Below are 17,993 nucleotides of genomic sequence, written 5' to 3' on the forward strand. Positions count from 1 at the left end.
CCGCGATGTCGGCTGTCTCGGCCGGGCCGGTCGCGCTCATGCCGCCGCTCCCCTGACCGCCCGCGCATTCTGCCGGACGAAATCCTCGATTCGGGCGAGATCGTTCGGCAGCAAGGTGAAGCGCTCCTGGCGCTCCATCAGATCGGCGAGATGGGCCGGCAAAGCAGGTGAGATGCCGCTCGCCGCCTTCACCGCCACGGGGAATTTTGCGGGATGGGCCGTACCGAGCACGATCATCGGTGTGGCCGGATCGGCCGTGAGGCCGCGCCGCGCTGCGCCGACGCCCACCGCCGTATGCGGATCGAGCAGATAGCCCGATTCGCGCCAGGTCCGGTCGATCTCGGCGGCGGTCTGCGCCTCATCGATCGCGGTGGCGTCGAACTCGTTGCGGATCTTCGCCAAGGGCCCGGCTGCGATCTCGAAACGGCCGGATTGCTGCAGCGATTGCATCAAACGGCGCACGGCAGCGCCGTCGCGGTCATGCGCCTCGAACAGCAGGCGCTCGAAATTCGATGAGATCTGGATGTCCATCGAGGGCGAGGTCGTCGCGGCGACGCCGCGCATCTCATAGACGCCGCTCGCCAGCGTCCGCGCCAGGATGTCGTTGCTGTTGGTACCGATCAGCAATCGTTGGATCGGCAGTCCCATGCGCTTGGCGACGAAGCCGGCGAGGACATCGCCGAAATTTCCGGTCGGCACGGCGAAGGAGACCTTGCGTGCCGGCCCGCCAAGCGCCACCGCCGAGGTGAAGTAGTACACGCTCTGTGCCGCGACCCGAGCCCAGTTGATCGAGTTGACGCCGGAGAGGCCGATCTCGTCGCGGAAGGCGTGGTGGTTGAACATCGCCTTCAGCAGATTCTGGCAATCGTCGAAGGTGCCGTCGACCGCGATGGCGTGGACATTGGGCGCGTCGACCGTCGTCATCTGCCGGCGCTGCACATCCGAAACCCGCCCCTGCGGGTAGAGGATGAAGACATCGACGCGGGCAAGGCCCTTGAAGGCGTCGATCGCCGCCCCGCCGGTGTCGCCCGAGGTCGCGCCGACGATGGTGGCGCGCTCGCCGCGCAAGGCCAGGACATGGTCCATCAATCGCCCGAGCAATTGCATCGCCACGTCCTTGAAGGCGAGCGTCGGGCCGTGGAAGAGTTCGAGCACGAAGAGATTGTCGGCCAGCTGCGTCAGCGGGCAGACGGCCGGATGCCGGAAGCTGGCATAGGCGGCCTCGATCATCTCACCCAGCGCCTTGGTCTCGATGTCGCCATCGATCAGCGCGCCGAGCACGCGTTCGGCGACCTGCGTATAGGATTTTCCGGCAAAGCCCGCGATCTCGGCCTGCGGCAGGACAGGCCAGGATTTCGGTACGTAAAGTCCGCCATCGCGGGCAAGCCCGGCGAGAAGCGCATCGGAAAAGGAGAGCGCGGGCGCTTCCCCGCGAGTGGACACATGCAGCACGGCGTTTGGTCTCGGTGATCTCAGTTGAAGCTATAGGCTGCTCTGCCAGTTTCGGCAAAACCGGCTGTGCATCACGGCACTGCGTCGCCGGGCTTGCGTGCCTGCGGAATCTTGCGCGCCTGCAGGGCGAAGGCCGCGAACACCCCAAGCAGCGTCAGTGCCAGCCCGAACCAGGTCAGCGCATATTGCAGGTGGTTGTCGGGAATCCGGGCGATCAGCTCCTTGGGGTCGACCCCGGCGGGCGGGGTCAGGCCGTCGCCCTGGCGCTCGGCCTCGAGATAGAAGGAGGGGCCGCCGCTCAAGCCCAGCGAGGCCGCGATGGCGGCAGGATCGCGCGTATAGAACTCGCGCTGGGCGGGCAGGTCGGTGGGCGTGAAGGCGTTGCGCGCCTCCCCAGCGCGCAGGAAGCCGGTGACCGTCGCCGGACCGGCCGCGGGCTTGATCTCGCCGAGCCTGTTCTCCGGCACGAAGCCGCGATTGACCAGGATCGTGCCGCCATCCGCCAGCCGGAAGCCCTGGAAGATCCAGCGGCCGAAGCCGGAGAGCTGGCGCGTGCCCGGTCCGCCCGCGGCGATCGTGGTACGCACGCTGGCGAAGGGACCGTCGATGAAGGCTCCGCTTGCCGCGACGCGCGTCAGGTCGAGCTTGGCCAGGTCGAGCGTGGCCCAGTCGGCGGTGGTGGGCATGGCGGCGGGGACGCCGGCGGCCTGCGCCTCCAGCCTTGCGATGAAGTCGTGCTTCTCGGTCATGCGCTCGAGCTGCCAGGCTCCAAGCGCGCAAAGCACCAGTGTGCCGATGACCGTCAGGATCGCCGGAGCGACCAAGCTGGGGCGGCGCCGGGCGGGGAGGGCCTCGCCGCTCATTTCTCCAGCCTGCCCTCTTCCGCCTTGTTGACATATTGCAGGGCGACCGCGAGCCCCTTCATCGGGCGCAGCAGGGCCAGGCAGACGATCACGGCGAGCGGCAGCCAGATCACCATATGCACCCAGATCGGCGGCTCATAGGCGATCTCGACATAGAGCGCCGAGCCCAGCACGGCGAAACCCGCGATCAGCATGATGAAGACGGCAGGCCCGTCGGCCGAATCGGCGAAGGAGAAGTCGAGCCCGCAGGCGCTGCAGCGCGGGCGCACCTTGAGGAAGCCGTCGAACAATTTGCCTTCGCCGCAGCGCGGGCAGCGTCCGGTCAGCCCCGTGGTATAGGGCGAGGGCAGATTATGGTGTTCGTCGGCCATGGCGGCCTCCATCAAAGCATGATGCCGAAGGGTGTCTTTCGGACGAGGGCATCGTGCGGCTTCAAAGCACAAAGGCGGCCTTGCGGCCGCCTTTGCCATATCAGTGCTTGCGGCCGTTCGTCAGTGCGCCGCCGCGGCGACGTGAGCCCCCGCGCCCCAGACATAGATCGAGGCGAACAGGAACAGCCAGACCACGTCGACGAAATGCCAGTACCAGGCGGCGAATTCGAAGCCGAGATGCTGGTCGGGTTTGAAATGGCCGAGATAGGCCCGGTAGAGGCAGATCGCCAGGAAGATCGTGCCGATGATGACGTGGAAGCCGTGGAAGCCGGTCGCCATGAAGAAGGTCGCGCCATAGACATTGCCGCTGAAGGCGAAGGCCGCGTGCGAATACTCATAGGCCTGGCAGAGCGTGAACAGCATGCCGAGGATCACGGTGAGCCAGAGGCCTTGCTTCAGCCCCTTGCGGTCGCCCTCGATCAAAGCGTGATGCGCCCAGGTCACGGTGGTGCCCGAGGTCAGCAGGATCAGCGTGTTGAGCAGCGGCAGGTGCCAGGGGTCGAAGGTCTGGATGCCCTTGGGCGGCCAGACGCCGCCGGTGAACTCCTGGCGCGTGAAGTTGATCGCCTCGTAGCTGAACAGGCTGGCGTCGAAATAGGCCCAGAACCAGGCCACGAAGAACATCACCTCGGAGGCGATGAACATGATCATGCCGTAGCGATGGTGCATCTGCACCACCTTGGTGTGGTAGCCTTCCTTCTCGGCCTCGCGGATCACGTCCATCCACCAGGCGAGCATGGTGTAGAGCACGCCAAGCAGGCCGATGCCGAAGACCATTGGGCCGAGCTTCATGCCGCCCAGCAGCATGGCCTTCATCCACATCACGGCGCCGATCGCCATCACCGTCGCGCTGGTGGCGCCGACGAGCGGCCACGGGCTCGGGTCGACGAGATGGTAGTCGTGGTTCTTGGTATGGGCCCCGGCCATGTATCAGTCTCCGCGTCCGACTTTATCTGCGCAGCGCTTCGGCTTCGCTCGTATTAGGTTCGACTAGTTACAGGTTTGACTTGGCCGCGTCACCCTTGCCCTCGGCGACGGGCTGGCCCGCCTTCGACTGGAAATAGGTGTAGGACAAGGTCATCGAATTGACGCCGTCGAGGTCGCGGTTTCCTGCGATCTCCGGGTCGATGTAGAAAACCACCGGCGCCTCCAGGCTCTCGCCTGGCTGCAGCGTGTGCTCGGTGAAGCAGAAGCACTGGATCTTGACGAAATAGGCCGCGCCCTTCTCGGGCGCGATGTTGAAGGTCGCGATCCCGGTCGAGGTGCGGCTGGAGCGGTTGGTGATCTTGTAGAACACCGTCTGCGTCTGGCCGACGCGCAAGGTGATCTCAGGGCTCTCGGGCGTGAAGGCCCAGCCCAGCCCGGGCGCGACATTGGCGTCGAACCGCACGGCCATGGTCCGGTCGAGGATCACGCCGGCGCCGGCTGTGCCGACCATCGGCGTGCCGCCGAAGCCCGTCGCCTTGCAGAACATGTCGTAGAGCGGCACCGAGGCGAAGGCCAGGCCGGTCATGCCCATGGCGACGCCGGCGCAGATCAGCGCGGTGCGCCGCAGATGCGCAGGCTGTCCCTGAGGCGCGGGGGCGGGCGCCATCACAGCGGCCTGTTCATGATGGCTGGGCCGGTCTTCACCAGCGTCACCACGAAGAAGAACACGACGAGGCCGGCGAGCACCAGCGCCAGCGCCACCGAGCGGCGCCTGCGGCGCGCCAGATCCTCTGGCGTGAAAGCCGGCGCTTTCGGGCGCTTGGGAGCCTCGCTCATCCGATCACCTTGGGCAGCGCCCACATCAGGCCGAGGCTGTTCTCGGCGAGCAGTACGGCAAACAGCAGGAAGAGATAGAGGATCGAGAAGCCGAACAGCGCATAGCAGGCCTTGCTCGCGGCCTCGCCCTGCGTCGTGCGCAGCACGCGCACCGCAAGTCCGATCATGGCCAGGCCCGTGATCACGGAGACGACGAGATAGATCAGCCCGCCGAAGCCCATCAGCGCGGGCAGCACGGCGACGGGCGCCATCACCAGCGAATAGGCCATGATCTGGCGGCGCGTCGCGGCGGCGCCGGCGACATTGGGCAGCATCGGGATGCCGGCGCGGGCGTAGTCGTCGGACTTCACCAAAGCGAGCGCCCAGAAATGCGGCGGCGTCCACAGGAAAATGATCGCGAACAGCACCAGCGAATGCATGCCGAAATCGCCGGTCACCACGGCCTCGCCGATCATCGGAGGGAAGGCGCCGGCCGCGCCGCCGATGACGATGTTCTGGGGCGTCCAGCGCTTCAGCCACATCGAGTAGACAACGGCGTAGAAGAAGATCGTGAAGGCGAGCATGCCGGCCGCCAGCAGGTTGGCGACGAGGCCGAGCACGAGCACGGAGCCGACCGACAGCGTCAAGCCGAAGGCCAGCGCCTCCGAGGGCAGGATGCGGCCGGCTGGAATCGGGCGCTTGGCGGTGCGCGTCATCAGCTTGTCGATGTCGGCGTCGTACCACATGTTGAGGCAGCCCGAGGCGCCGGCGCCCACAGCGATCGCCAGCAAGGCGGCGAGGCCGAGCACCGGATGCACGGAACCCGGCGCGGTGGCCATGCCGGTAAGCGCGGTGACCACGACGAGCAGCATCACGCGCGGCTTCAGCAGCTCGAAGAAGTCGCGCGCCTCTCCCGTGGAGGTCAGCGCGCTGCCTTCGGTGCGAGGATCGATCCTGTCGAACACGGCGGACATCGGATTCAGGTCAATTCACTTGTTGCGGCGCCCCTGGTGGGCGCGATGGGCTTTAGACGGAAGCGAGCCAGGGCAGAAGAAGCTTTGGCCGCCCGTCTCCGGAACGCCTCGACAGGCGCTCGGGAGAGGGGCGGCGGCGGGCCTGGGAAGGCCCGCCGCCTGCTGGATCAGTGGTCCGAGCCGGTGATGCGCGGCAGGGTCTCGAACTGGTGGAAGGGCGGCGGCGAGGGCAGCGTCCATTCCAGGGTGGTGGCGCCTTCGCCCCAGGGATTGTCCCCGGCGAGGACCTTCTTCGAGAAGGCGGTGTAGACGCCGTAGAAGAAGATCAGCAGGCCGGCGGCGAAGATATAGGAGCCGATCGACGAGATGAAGTGCCAATGCGTGAAGGCGTCGGGATAGTCGGCATAGTGACGCGGCATGCCGGCCAGGCCGAGGAAGTGCTGCGGGAAGAACAGCACGTTGGCGCCGATGAAGGCGACGTAGAAGTGCAGCTTGCCGATCCAGTCCGGGATGACATAGCCGCTCATCTTCGGGAACCAGTAGTAGAAGCCCGCGAAGATGCCGAACACGGCGCCCAGCGACAGCACGTAGTGGAAATGCGCCACGACGTAATAGGTCGCGTGCAGCGAGCGGTCGACGCCGGCATTGGCCAGCACGACGCCGGTGACGCCGCCGACGGTGAACAGGAAGATGAAGCCGTTCGCCCACAGCATCGGCGCGGTGAAGCGGATCGAGCCGCCCCACATCGTCGCGATCCAGGAGAAGATCTTCACGCCCGTCGGCACCGCGATGACCATCGTCGCGAAGACGAAATAGCGCTGCGTGTTGAGCGAGAGGCCGGCGGTGTACATGTGGTGCGCCCACACGATGAAGCCGACGACGCCGATCGCGACCATGGCGTAGGCCATGCCGAGATAGCCGAAGATCGGCTTCTTCGAGAAGGTCGAGATGATGTGGCTGACGATGCCGAAGGCCGGCAGGATCATGATGTAGACTTCGGGGTGGCCGAAGAACCAGAACAGGTGCTGGTAGAGGATCGGGTCGCCGCCGCCGGCCGGGTCATAGAAGGTCGTGCCGAAATTGCGGTCGGTCAGCAGCATGGTGATGGCGCCGGCGAGCACCGGCAGCGCCAGCAGCAGCAGGAAGGCGGTGACCAGCACCGACCAGGCGAAGAGCGGCATCTTGTGCAGCGTCATGCCCGGAGCGCGCATGTTCAGGATGGTGGTGATGAAGTTGATCGCGCCCAGGATCGAGGCCGCGCCGGCAAGGTGGAGCGCCAGGATGCCGAAATCGACGGAGGGTCCGGGATGGCCGGCCGAGGCGAAGGGCGGATAGATCGTCCAGCCGGTGCCGACGCCATGGGCGCCGGGGGCGCCTTCCACGAACATCGAGATGATCAGCAGCACGAAGCCGGCGACCGTCAGCCAGAACGAGATGTTGTTCATGCGCGGGAAGGCCATGTCCGGCGCGCCGATCATCAACGGCACGAACCAGTTGCCGAAGCCGCCGATGACGGCGGGCATGACCATGAAGAAGATCATGATCAGGCCGTGGCCGGTGACGAAGACGTTGTAGCTCTGGCCGTTGGCGAAGATCTGAAGGCCCGGCTGCTGCAGCTCGATGCGCATCATGATCGACAGGAAGCCGCCGACGAGGCCTGCCATGATCGAGAAGCACAGATAGAGCGTGCCGATGTCCTTGTGATTGGTGGACAAGAGCCAGCGGCGCCACCCGGTCGGGTGGTGCTCGTGGCCGGCATCGTCATGTCCGTGGCCATGGGCGTCGTGAGCCGCAGTTGCCATGGGGTCGTCTCCTTTTGCGAATCGGGTTCGCTACAGTCGGTCGATCAAGTTGCGCCGCAGCGGTGGCCGGGCGGCAAACGGTTCGTAAAACGGCGCCTATTGGCCGGCGGCGGCGACCTTGTTGGTCGCGTCGTCGGCATTGGCGAACTTCTTCTTCGAATCGGCGAGCCAGGCGGCGTATTTCTCGGCGCTGACAACCCGGAAGGCGATCGGCATGTAGGAATGGTTCTGCCCGCAGATGAACGAGCACTGGCCGTAATAGATGCCCTCGCGGTCGGCCTTGAACCAGGTCTCGTTCAGGCGGCCGGGGATGGCGTCGATCTTGATGCCGAAAGAGGGCACCGTGAACTTGTGGATCACGTCGGCGCCGGTGACCTGGATGCGCACGATCTTGCCGACCGGGACCACGGCCTCATTGTCGACGGCGAGCAGGCGCGGGGCTTCGGCGGCGGCGATCTTGTTGCTGCTGATCGCCTCGGCGCGCTGCTTCTCGTCCAGCATCAGCGAGTCGAAGCCGAAGGCGCCGCCATCCTGCGGGTACTCATAGGACCAGTACCACTGCTTGCCCGTGACCTTCACGGTGAGGTCGGCCTGCGGAATCTCGAGCTGCAGCTTGAGCAGGCGGAAGGAGGGGATCGCGATCACGACCAGGATCAGGACCGGAATCACCGTCCAGGCGACTTCGAGCAGCGCGTGATGCGTCGTCTTCGAGGGAACCGGGTTCGCCTTCTCGTTGAAGCGCCAGGCGACATAGACCAGGAGCCCGAGCACGAAGATCGAGATGATGAAGATGATGACGTTCAGCCAGTTGTGGAACCAGTGAATGTATTCCGAGACCTCGGTCGCCGGGCCCTGCAGATTCATCTGCCAGTCGCTGGGCATCCCGGTGCCGGCCAGGGCGGCGTCGGGGAGGAGCGCTGTCGCGCCAGCCGCAAGGGCCATGGCGGCCACGGTTGCAAGGGTCCTGCTCAGAAATCGCATCGGTCCGACCTAGCTCCTCATCATGCCCGCTTCGGAACGCCCTGATCGAAAGGCGTCCGTGCGACAAGGTTACGACCCAGCGGCCCACCCTGCACTTCGGCATTGCGATAAATCAAAGATCACGCTTGCGCCAGTGGGGCAATGCGGGCCTTCCACGCATGCCGTGCGGCATAATCGCGCGAGGTCGTATGTCGCGGCGGGCTTGGCTTTGGGCTCTCGCCTTGACAGGACAGGGTCTGCATGGTCCCAACACGGGCATGATTTGGCGAGGGCGGCGCGCGCCGGGGCGCTGACCGGCTTTTCGCCTGAATTCGGCTGCTTTATTCGTCACGCCCGGCGGCGTGCGCCGGTTTGGAGGTTAGGCAGGGATGGGCAAGATGATCGGACGCGTCTTCGCGACCGCGCTGGCCGCCTGCGGCGTCAGCGGCGCTGCGCTGGCGCAGGGCGCGGTCAAGTCGACGCATGGCGACTGGCAGATGCGCTGCGAGGTGCCCCCCGGCGCCAAGGCCGAGCAATGTGCGCTCGTGCAGAATGTCGCGGCCGAGGACCGGCCGAACCTGACGCTGCTCGTCATCGTGCTCAAGACGGCGGATCAGAAGAGTCGGCTGTTGCGCGTGGTCGCGCCGCTCGGCGTGCTCCTGCCCTCGGGGCTGGGCTTGAAGATCGACGACAAGGATATCGGCCGGGCCGGCTTCGTGCGCTGCCTGACCACCGGCTGCGTCGCCGAGGTGGTGATGGACGATACGCTGCTCGGCCAGCTCAAGACCGGCAAAAGCGCCACATTCATTGTGTTCCAGACACCGGAGGAGGGCGTGGGCATCCCCGTCTCGCTTTCCGGATTCGGCCCCGGCGTGGAGACCTTGCCGTGATTGACGCGACATTCAGCCGGCCGCACTGGCTGATTCTTCCTGTCTTGTGTGTCGGCCTCGCCGGCTGCGGTTCGTCCGGCTCCTCCTCGGGAGAGCCGAGCGCATTCCAGAAGTTCAGCAATGTCGTGATGTTCCAGTCCACGACCGTGCCGCCGGCTCCGCCGAAGACGCAGGGCGAGGTCCAGAAGGAGCGCCAGGACGAGGAGGACGCGCTGGTCTGCCCGGAGGTGATCATCGCCGATGGCGGCGCCGCGATGCGTGCCCAGTCTGGCCCCGACAGCGGCAGCCTGCGCCATCAAATTTCGATTCTGAACGTTGCGCGCGAATGCGTGGCGACGGGCAATGGCGGCTACAATCTCAAGGTCGGCGTCGAGGGCCGCGTGCTGCTTGGCCCGGCCGGAGCGCCCGGCAGCTATTACGCGACCCTGGTGACCACGGTCACGCGCGGCACGACGACGGTGGCGCGCCGCTCGGCCCGCGTCGGCGGGACGATCGCCAGCGGCCAGGGCGGCACGGATTTCTCCTATGTCGAGCAGGGCATCGTGGTTCCGCCCGGCCGCGGCGATGTCGAGATCACCGTCGACCTCTCGCCCGCCGGCGCCGCGACGGCCGCCCACAGGCGGCGCAGGTAAAGCGTCTTCGAGCGAAGCGGGTAGCGGTTCGCGTGAGGAAGCCGCTCGAGCACTGCGTGGAAAATCGCGGTGCTTGCCGCGAAAGAAGGCAGTCGCCCGATTGACTCAAGGGCTGCCTCCAGTATGTCTGCCTTCAGCCGCACATCCCCGCGGGAGAGACCGGGTTCGGACTTGTCCGGATTCGGCGCCGAAGGCGCAACCGCCCCGGAAACGCTCAGGCAAAAGGACCGCTAGGGGAGTTGGCGCTCTGGAAAGTGGCGGAAGCGATTCCGCCCACCGACGGGTGTAACCTGTCCGGCTGACGACGCCGGAATGGGGAAATCTCTCAGGTTCCGAGACAGAGGGGGCGCGCTCCGGACAGTTCCGTCCGGGGCTTGCGCTTGACTCTGGAAGGGGCCCTCCATGGCTGCCGAAGCCGATACCGCGATTGCTCATGCATCGCCCGAGACCCCGTCGCTCAGGACAGCGCTCCATTCCCGCCATGTCGCGCTCGGTGCCCGCATGGTGCCTTTCGCCGGCCACGACATGCCGGTGCAGTACCCGAGCGGCATCCTGACCGAGCATAACTGGACGCGTGAGAAGGCCGGGCTCTTCGACGTCTCGCATATGGGCCAGGCCTTCCTGGTCGGTCCCGATCACGAGACCACGGCACGCGCGCTGGAAGCCCTGATTCCCGCCGACATCCTCAATCTCGCCCCAGGCAAGCAGCGCTATTCGCAGCTCCTGAACGAGGAGGGCGGCATCCTCGACGATCTGATGGTGACGCGCTCGCTCGACCCCGATGAGGACGGCGCGCTCTATCTCGTCGTCAACGCTGCCTGCAAGACCGCGGACTACGCCCATATCGAGGCCAGGCTGCCGGCCAATGTGAAGCTGATCCGGGCCGAGCACCGCGGCCTGATCGCGATCCAGGGACCGGCCGCCGCCGAAGCGCTGGCCGTGCTCGCGCCCGAGGCCGCCGAGATGGGCTTCATGACCTCGCGCAGCATGAAGGTCGCCGGCATCAAGGCCAATCTCAGCCGCTCCGGCTATACCGGCGAGGATGGCTACGAGATCTCGGCTGCCGCGAGCAAGATCGGCGAGATCTGGGACACGCTGCTGCTCGACGCCCGGGTCAAGCCGATCGGGCTCGGTGCGCGTGATTCGCTGAGGCTGGAGGCGGGGCTGTGCCTCTACGGCCATGACATCGACACCACGACGTCGCCGGTCGAGGGCGCATTGACCTGGTCGATCCAGAAACGCCGGCGCGAGGAGGGCGGCTTTCCCGGCGCCGCCCGCATCCAGCGCGAATTCGCCGAGGGGCCCGCGCGCGTCCGAGTCGGCCTGCTGCCGGAAGGCCGCGCTCCGGCTCGCGAGGGCGCCGAGATCGCCACGCCCGAGGGCGAGATCGTCGGAAAGGTGACCTCAGGCGGCTTTGGCCCGACCCTGAACGCGCCCTGCGCCATGGGCTACGTCGCCAAGGCGCATTCCGCTCCCGGCACGCGGCTTGATCTGATCGTGCGCGGCAAGCCGCTGCCGGCGGTCGTCGCCGCGATGCCATTCGTGCCCAACCGCTACAAGCGCTGATCCCGATTCCCTTTCCAGGAGACAAGACCATGGCCGAGACCCGCTACACCAAGGACCACGAATATATCCGCATCGAGGGCGACACCGGCACGGTCGGCATCAGCGACTACGCCCAGGCCCAGCTTGGCGACGTCGTCTTCGTCGAATTGCCCGCCATCGGCAAGGCCGTGACCAAGGGCGGCGAAGCCGCCGTGGTCGAGAGCGTCAAGGCGGCGTCCGAGGTCTATGCGCCGGTCTCCGGCGAGGTCGTCGCCGTCAACAGCGAGCTCGAGGCCTCGCCCGGCACGGTCAATGAGGACCCGGCCGGCAAGGGCTGGTTCGTCAAGCTCAAGCTCAGCAACGCCGCCGAGCTCGAGGGCTTGATGAGCGAGGCCGAGTACCAGGATTACGTCAAGACGCTGTGAGGCTCGGCGCTCCGTCCTTCTCGGACGGAGCTAGCGGAGATCCGAGGATCTCCGGACGAGACGCCTCTGGTTCACGAGATGCTCGGGTCAAGCCCGGGCATGACGCCATTCAAGGGAATTCCCCATGCGCTACCTTCCCCTCACCGACACCGATCGGCTCGACATGCTGGCCCGCATCGGCGTTCCCGACGTCGATGCGCTGTTCAGCGACGTACCGGCCGGCAAGCTCCTGACCGCACCGCTCGATTTGGCCCCAGCCAAGGGCGAGCTCGAGGTCGAGCGCATCATGGGGCGCATGGCGGCCAAGAGCGTAGCTGCCTCCTCCGTGCCTTTCTTCGTCGGGGCCGGGGCCTATAAGCATCATGTCCCGGCGACGGTGGATCACCTGATCCAGCGCTCGGAATTCCTGACCAGCTACACGCCCTACCAGCCCGAGATCGCGCAGGGCACGCTGCAATATCTCTTCGAGTTCCAGACCCAGGTCGCAGCGCTCACCGGCATGGAGGTCGCCAACGCCTCGATGTATGACGGCTCGACCGGCACCGGCGAAGCCGTGCTGATGGCTCACCGCGTCACCAAGCGCCGCAAGGCCCTGCTGTCGGGCGGCCTGCACCCGCATTATGCCGAGGTGGTGAAGACGCTCTCCGAGATGGCGAGTGACGAGGTCGTGGCGCTGGAGCCCGATGTCGCGGCCAATGAGGACATCCTCGCCCAGATCGACGACGAGACCTCCTGCGTCGTCGTGCAGTCGCCCGACGTCTTCGGCAATCTGCGCGACCTCGCCCCGATCGCCGCGAAGGCACAGGCGCATGGCGCCTTGCTGATCGCGGTCGTCACCGAAGTGGTTTCGCTCGGTGCGATCACCTCGCCTGGCGAGATGGGGGCCGACATCGTCGTCGGCGAAGGCCAGTCGATCGGCAACGCGTTGAATTTCGGCGGCCCCTATGTCGGGCTCTTCGCCGCCAAGTCGAAATATGTCCGCCAGATGCCGGGCAGGCTCTGCGGCGAGACGGTGGACGCCGACGGCCAGCGCGGCTTCGTGCTGACGCTCTCGACCCGCGAGCAGCATATCCGCCGGGACAAGGCGACCTCGAACATCTGCACCAATTCCGGCCTCTGCGTGCTCGCCTTCACCATCCACATGACGCTGCTCGGCCAGGCCGGGCTGTCGCGGCTGGCCGAGGTCAACCACGCCAATGCGGTCAAGCTCGCCGACATGCTGGCCGGGCTGAAGGGCGTCACGGTGCTCAACGAGAGCTTCTTCAACGAGTTCACCGTGAAGCTCTCCAAGCCGGCCGCGCAGGTGGTCGAGGCGCTGGCCGAAAAGGGCGTGCTCGCCGGCGTGCCGGTCTCGCGGCTGTTGCCCGGCGCGGGGCTCGACGATCTGCTGATCGTGGCGAACACCGAAGTGAATACGGATGATGATCGTGACGCCTTCGTCGCGCGGCTGCGCGAGGTTCTCTGACGTTTAACGGAAGGAGCGGCTCACAATGTCCCTGCACGCCATCATCGCTCGCCGTCAGCGGGCGCTCATCGCCTCGTGGGTGCGCAGCCCGCTTGTGCAGGTGCAGGTCGAGTCGCCCGGCGCCCTGCCGGGGCTGGTCTTCATCTCGGATGCCGGCGAGGCCGGCATGGCGGGCGGAGTCGGCCGGCGCGACGAACGCAATGTCGCGATGGTGACCAGGCCCGGTGATGCCGATACGCAGGCGAGTTGCTGGGTCGCGGCGCGTTATTCCGGTTATCGCTCCGCCTATCTGGCTTTCATTCGCGAAGCCTATGGCGTCAGGGCGACACCCGCCGAGCTTGCCGGCTTCGATGTCGACCATCTGCTCAACCGCGCCCGAAGCCCGCAGGATTCGACCTTCATCCGCATCGAGGCGATTCCGGCAGCCGCCAATCAGGATTGGGGCCGGCTGTTCGAGAAGGCTGCCTCGGATCCGCGCTTCTATGCCAACCAGCAGCGCGAGCGGCGCACCATGAGCTGGGTGATCTGCGCCAAGCTCGCCGGCCAGGCGCCGCCAAACGGTCCCGGCGATCAGGCCGGGATCAATCGCCTCGTGCAGTATTTCGTTTCGATCGGGCTCGACGCGGCGGAAGCGCGCGACGGCCTCAACTCGATGCTCTCATTCGCCTACAAGTTTCGCTGATCGGACACAAACACCATGCTCAATCGTCAGGGACGTCCCACCCAGGCCGGCGAGGCTGCCAGCGAGCAGCACGCCACCTTCACCGGCAACAAGGCTCTGCAGCAGATCGAGCCGCTGATCTTCGAGATCGGCCATCACGAGACGACCGGCGTCGATATCGATGCGCCCGCGCCGTTCAAGTCGCGCCTGGGCAAGCATGCGCGCAAGGACGGCATCGGCCTGCCCGGTCTCTCCGAGCCCGAGGCGATGCGCCACTACGTCCGCCTCAGCCAGAAGAATTACGGCATCGACACCGGGCTCTTCCCGCTCGGTTCCTGCACGATGAAGCACAATGCCCGCCTGAACGAGAAGATGGCGCGGCTGCCGGGCTTCTCCGACGTGCACCCGCTCCAGCCGGTCTCGACCGTACCCGGCGCGCTCGACGTGATGCTGCAGCTCTCGCATTACCTGATGACGCTGACCGGCATGCCGGCGGTGGCGCTCTCGCCGAAGGCCGGCGCGCATGGCGAGGCCTGCGGCATGATGGCGATCAAGGCCGCCATCGCCGCCAAGGGCGAGGGCGCGACCCGCAATGTCGTGCTCGTGCCGGAATCGGCGCATGGCACCAACCCGGCGACCGCGGCCCTGATCGGCTTCTCCGTGAAGTCGGTGCCGGCCCGCCCGGACGGCACCGTCGCAGTCGAGGACGTCAAGGCGCTGCTCGGGCCCGAGATCGCCGCGATCATGCTGACCAACCCCAACACCTGCGGCATCTTCGAGCCGCAGATCGTCGAGATCGCCGCCGCCATGCATGAGGCCGGCGCCTATTTCTACTGCGATGGCGCCAACTTCAACGCCATCGTCGGCAAGGCCAAGCCCGGCGATCTCGGCGTCGACGCCATGCACATCAACCTGCACAAGACCTTCTCGACGCCTCATGGCGGCGGCGGGCCGGGTGCGGGGCCGGTCGTGCTGTCGCAGCGGCTAGCGCCCTATGCGCCGGTACCGTTCATCCATATCGAGAACGGCAAGCCGCGCCTGATCGAGAACAAGGACGACGCGCCTGCCGGCAACCAACCCTTCGGCCGCATGACAGCCTTCCATGGCCAGATGGGCATGTATGTCCGCGCGCTCGCCTACATGCTCAGCCACGGTTCGGACGGCATGAAGCAGGCCTCCGAGGATGCGGTGCTGAACGCCAACTACATCCGCGCCGGCCTGTCCGACCTGATGTCGCTGCCCTTCCCCGACCACCCCTCGATGCATGAGGCGCTGTTCGACGACGAATGGCTCAAGGGCACCGGCGTCTCGACGCTCGATTTCGCCAAGGCGATGATCGACGAGGGCTATCACCCGATGACGGTGTACTTCCCGCTCGTCGTGCATGGCGCGATGCTGATCGAGCCGACCGAGTCGGAATCGAAGGCCTCGCTCGACCTCTTCATCGCGACGCTGCGTGACCTCGCCATGGCGGCGCAGGGCAACGACAAGGCGCGCTTCACGGCAGCGCCCCATCACGCCCCGATCCGCCGCCTCGACGAAACCCGCGCCGCGCGCCAGCCGGTGCTGAAATGGGTCAAGCCGCAGCCGATCGCCGAAGCGGCCGAGTAGCCCCTCGTCATCGCGAGGAGTCTGGCGACGAAGCAATCCGGGGATCGCAGGGCGAATCCCTGGATTTGGCCTTGCGTGCAAGGACGGTCTCGCCCGGAAATGTTCCGATACGTAATTCTCTCCCCGGCCTTAAGGCTTCCTTGACCATATGCGAGGGAAGCTTCCGAGGTGCGCCTTCGGCGCATTGTGGGACACTTCCATGGTCGTGCGTTTCGTCAAGATTTCCGTCGCCGCTGCCTTCGCCCTTTTCCTGGGGGCGGCAGGCGCGCGCGCCGAGCAGCCGAGCTACGGCCCCAACACCTATGACCGCACGCTCGAGGCGCTGATCGCGCATGAGGACATCGCCAATCGCGGCGGCTGGCCCAAGGTGCCGGGCTCGGCTTCGAGCCTGAAGCCCGATGCGCAAGGGCCCGACGTCACGATCCTGAAGCAGCGCTTGATGCTGAGCGGGGATCTGGCCCCGGATGCGCTGCCGGGCGATGTCTATGACGCGGCCGTCGTCGCCGCGGTGAAGCGCTTCCAGCTTCGCCATGGCCTGTCGGATCTCGGCACGGTCGGCCGGCTGACGCTGAAGGCGATGAACGTGCCGGTCGAGGTGCGCCTGAACCAGCTGACCGCCACGCTGGAGCGGCTGAAGAGCAACGGCTTCACCTTTGCCGGGCGCTATGTCGTGGTCAACATCCCCGGCGCCAGCGTCGAGGCGGTGGAGAACGGCGTCGTCCAGCGCCGGCATCTCGCCGTGGTCGGGCGGCCGGACCGGCCCTCGCCGGTGCTGCAGGCGAACATCACCTCGGTGAACCTGAACCCCTATTGGACGGTGCCGACCTCGATCGTGAAGGCCGACATCATTCCCCATATGCGGCAGGACCCGGGCTTCATCGCCAAGTCGAACATGAAGCTGCTGGGCGCCGAAAACAAGGAAATCGACCCCGCGAGCGTGAACTGGGCAAGCCTGAAGTCGCCCTATTTCACCGTGCGGCAGGAGCCGGGCCCGACGAACTCGCTGGGTCAGCTCAAGATCGACATGCCAAATTCCGAGGCGGTCTACATGCACGACACGCCGAAGAAGACGCTGTTTCGTAACGATGTCCGCTTCAACTCCTCCGGCTGCGCCCGTATCGAGGGCGTTCGCGACCTCGCCGCCTGGCTGCTTGAAGGGACAGAGTGGACGCAACCGGCGATCGAGGCCGAGATCGCCAAGAACGAGCGCAAGAACATTCCCCTGAAGAAGTCGGTGCCGGTCGCCTGGGTCTATCTCACCGGCTGGCAGTCGGGCGATGGGCTCGTCCAGTTCCGTGAGGACATTTACGGCCTCGACACGCCGCAGGGCATCGCCACCTCGACGATCGTGGCGCGCAAGCACAAGCCCAAGGCGCAGCCTCTGATTGCCCCCCAGAAGCTCGAAGCCAGGCCCGCCGTGGTGGCGCCGTTGAAGCCCGTCGCAGCGAAGCCGGCTCCCGCGACGACGGCGACCGCCGTCAACTGAGCGGCTTCAAAGCGCCCTCCCGAACCTCACTGCCATCCTGGACAAGCCGTGCAGCAGAGCGCCGGGTTGACGGTGCGGCTTCCAGTTCAGACAGAATACCCTAGGGCGCAGCCAGGATCGCCATCACGCTGCTGATCGCCTGCTGGCGCGCCTCCGGATTCGTGCCGATCGTGACCTTGCCGTCCGGGCGCTGCGAGAAGGCGGCGTTGCGCTCGCGCAGCGGCAGGTCGGGATGGTCGAAATCGTGATAGGCGCCGGCAAAGCCGGTGAACTGCGCACCGCCGCGTTGCGCCAGTTCCTGGCAGGGGGCGGCCGGCGTCCAGTCATCGGCGAGGCCCTGCAGGATCGTGGTCGGCACCTTGGCGCTCCAGCCACGCTTCAAGATCACGCGGCAGCCTGGATAGAAGGCGATCACCCTGCGAAACCCGCCCGCGCCGGCTGCAGCAGCATCGCCTGCGACGCGCAGCACCGTCGAGCCGCCATTCGACCAGCCGATCAGGCTGGGGCGCCCGGCTGCGACGAAGGGCTGCTGGGCCAGCCAGTCGCTTGCGCCGAAGGCGTCCTTGGCGCGCCCGGCGGGCGTCAGCGCGCGGTCGCGATCATTGCAGAGCGAGGATAATCCGCGCGGGCGAAAACTGTCGGGCAGCAGCACGGCGTAGCCGGCGGCGTTGAGGCGCTGGCTCCAGTCGGTCTCGCGCGCATTCATCCTGCCGGAGCGCGTCCAGAGGCCGGCGCAGCCATGCATGGCGACGACGGCCGGGAAGGGCCCTGCGCCGGCCGGCTTGGCGAGCCAGCCCGTCAGGAGGGTGCCGTCGCGCGAGGGGAAGCTGACCTGCTCCATCGCGAACGCCGAGCCGGTGAGGCCAAGCAGGAGAGTGCTGGCGAGAACAGCGGTCCGAAGGAACTGCGTCATCGAACGGAATCCTCCCAAGGGCGCGAGAGTTGATCCGATCAGGGCGGATCGACCCGATCGGATCATGCATTCTCTAGGCGATGCCGGGCCAAAGAAAAACGCCGCGGTCCCAGGGGATCGCGGCGTCGGTCTGATGGCTG

Annotated in this window: 18 protein-coding genes and 2 riboswitches; of the genes, 8 read left to right on the forward strand and 10 right to left on the reverse strand. The window is 66.5% G+C overall.

The genetic code is table 11. The annotated features are described in order from the left end of the window. Positions 1 to 36: 36 nt before the first annotated feature. The 9 genes from thrC to coxB all read right to left on the reverse strand — a co-directional run bounded on the left by thrC (position 37) and on the right by coxB (position 8,246). On the reverse strand, positions 37 to 1,452 hold the full coding sequence (thrC, locus tag CYD53_RS18850) for a threonine synthase (RefSeq protein WP_103719614.1): 1,416 nt from the start codon (positions 1,450 to 1,452) through the stop codon (positions 37 to 39). A gap of 71 nt (positions 1,453 to 1,523) precedes the next feature. Next, the gene (locus CYD53_RS18855) at positions 1,524 to 2,315 is read right to left on the reverse strand and encodes an SURF1 family protein (RefSeq protein WP_103719615.1); all 792 of its coding nucleotides are present in this window, start codon (positions 2,313 to 2,315) and stop codon (positions 1,524 to 1,526) included. Further along, positions 2,312 to 2,686, reverse strand: coding sequence for a DUF983 domain-containing protein (locus tag CYD53_RS18860; RefSeq protein WP_103719664.1), 375 nt, complete (start codon positions 2,684 to 2,686; stop codon positions 2,312 to 2,314). Before CYD53_RS18860 ends, CYD53_RS18855 begins: the two co-directional genes overlap by 4 nt. A gap of 120 nt (positions 2,687 to 2,806) precedes the next feature. Continuing rightward, the gene (locus tag CYD53_RS18865) at positions 2,807 to 3,673 is read right to left on the reverse strand and encodes a cytochrome c oxidase subunit 3 (RefSeq protein WP_103719616.1); all 867 of its coding nucleotides are present in this window, start codon (positions 3,671 to 3,673) and stop codon (positions 2,807 to 2,809) included. 67 nt (positions 3,674 to 3,740) lie between these two features. Next, positions 3,741 to 4,340, reverse strand: a complete 600-nt coding sequence (locus tag CYD53_RS18870; RefSeq protein ID WP_103719617.1) for a cytochrome c oxidase assembly protein — start codon at positions 4,338 to 4,340, stop codon at positions 3,741 to 3,743. Then, positions 4,340 to 4,510 (reverse strand): hypothetical protein, encoded by a 171-nt coding sequence (locus CYD53_RS30370; RefSeq protein WP_175525534.1) that lies wholly within the window; start codon positions 4,508 to 4,510, stop codon positions 4,340 to 4,342. The genes CYD53_RS18870 and CYD53_RS30370 overlap by 1 nt, the downstream gene beginning before the upstream one ends. Continuing rightward, on the reverse strand, positions 4,507 to 5,463 hold the full coding sequence (locus CYD53_RS18875) for a heme o synthase (RefSeq protein ID WP_103719618.1): 957 nt from the start codon (positions 5,461 to 5,463) through the stop codon (positions 4,507 to 4,509). The genes CYD53_RS30370 and CYD53_RS18875 overlap by 4 nt, the downstream gene beginning before the upstream one ends. A gap of 167 nt (positions 5,464 to 5,630) precedes the next feature. Continuing rightward, entirely contained in the window at positions 5,631 to 7,265 is a 1,635-nt protein-coding gene (gene ctaD / locus CYD53_RS18880; RefSeq protein WP_103719619.1) for a cytochrome c oxidase subunit I, read from the reverse strand. Between the two features lie 96 nt (positions 7,266 to 7,361). After that, complete coding sequence (gene coxB, locus CYD53_RS18885; RefSeq protein WP_092169568.1) at positions 7,362 to 8,246, reverse strand: cytochrome c oxidase subunit II; 885 nt, start codon at positions 8,244 to 8,246, stop codon at positions 7,362 to 7,364. A gap of 377 nt (positions 8,247 to 8,623) precedes the next feature. Here coxB and CYD53_RS18890 point away from each other — a divergent pair, with 377 nt between their 5' ends. The 8 genes from CYD53_RS18890 (at position 8,624) to CYD53_RS18925 (ending at position 16,940) form a co-directional block, all read left to right on the forward strand. Then, a complete protein-coding gene (locus tag CYD53_RS18890; protein WP_245928322.1) occupies positions 8,624 to 9,115 on the forward strand; it encodes an invasion associated locus B family protein in 492 nt (163 codons plus the stop codon). Continuing rightward, the gene (locus CYD53_RS18895) at positions 9,112 to 9,747 is read left to right on the forward strand and encodes a hypothetical protein (protein ID WP_103719621.1); all 636 of its coding nucleotides are present in this window, start codon (positions 9,112 to 9,114) and stop codon (positions 9,745 to 9,747) included. The genes CYD53_RS18890 and CYD53_RS18895 overlap by 4 nt, the downstream gene beginning before the upstream one ends. Before the next feature lie 140 nt (positions 9,748 to 9,887). Beyond that, a riboswitch (glycine riboswitch) is annotated at positions 9,888 to 9,987 on the forward strand. Continuing rightward, positions 9,988 to 10,098, forward strand: a riboswitch (glycine riboswitch). It begins immediately after the preceding riboswitch. 51 nt (positions 10,099 to 10,149) lie between these two features. Further along, the gene (gcvT, locus tag CYD53_RS18900; RefSeq protein ID WP_103719622.1) at positions 10,150 to 11,313 is read left to right on the forward strand and encodes a glycine cleavage system aminomethyltransferase GcvT; all 1,164 of its coding nucleotides are present in this window, start codon (positions 10,150 to 10,152) and stop codon (positions 11,311 to 11,313) included. Positions 11,314 to 11,342: 29 nt separating this feature from the next. Then, positions 11,343 to 11,717, forward strand: coding sequence for a glycine cleavage system protein GcvH (gene gcvH / locus CYD53_RS18905; protein WP_092169557.1), 375 nt, complete (start codon positions 11,343 to 11,345; stop codon positions 11,715 to 11,717). A gap of 124 nt (positions 11,718 to 11,841) precedes the next feature. Then, positions 11,842 to 13,182 (forward strand): aminomethyl-transferring glycine dehydrogenase subunit GcvPA, encoded by a 1,341-nt coding sequence (gene gcvPA, locus CYD53_RS18910; RefSeq protein WP_103719623.1) that lies wholly within the window; start codon positions 11,842 to 11,844, stop codon positions 13,180 to 13,182. 25 nt (positions 13,183 to 13,207) lie between these two features. After that, entirely contained in the window at positions 13,208 to 13,864 is a 657-nt protein-coding gene (locus CYD53_RS18915; protein WP_103719624.1) for a hypothetical protein, read from the forward strand. 15 nt (positions 13,865 to 13,879) lie between these two features. Then, complete coding sequence (gene gcvPB / locus CYD53_RS18920; RefSeq protein WP_103719625.1) at positions 13,880 to 15,454, forward strand: aminomethyl-transferring glycine dehydrogenase subunit GcvPB; 1,575 nt, start codon at positions 13,880 to 13,882, stop codon at positions 15,452 to 15,454. A 199-nt stretch (positions 15,455 to 15,653) separates the two neighbouring features. Beyond that, complete coding sequence (locus tag CYD53_RS18925) at positions 15,654 to 16,940, forward strand: L,D-transpeptidase family protein (protein ID WP_181011933.1); 1,287 nt, start codon at positions 15,654 to 15,656, stop codon at positions 16,938 to 16,940. A gap of 100 nt (positions 16,941 to 17,040) precedes the next feature. Here the strand turns inward: CYD53_RS18925 and CYD53_RS18930 are convergent, their stop codons facing one another. Continuing rightward, positions 17,041 to 17,853, reverse strand: a complete 813-nt coding sequence (locus CYD53_RS18930; protein WP_181011934.1) for a dienelactone hydrolase family protein — start codon at positions 17,851 to 17,853, stop codon at positions 17,041 to 17,043. Positions 17,854 to 17,993: the final 140 nt, after the last annotated feature.

Origin of the sequence: Allobosea psychrotolerans (genome assembly GCF_002917105.1) — a bacterium.
Taxonomy (GTDB): domain Bacteria; phylum Pseudomonadota; class Alphaproteobacteria; order Rhizobiales; family Beijerinckiaceae; genus Allobosea; species Allobosea psychrotolerans.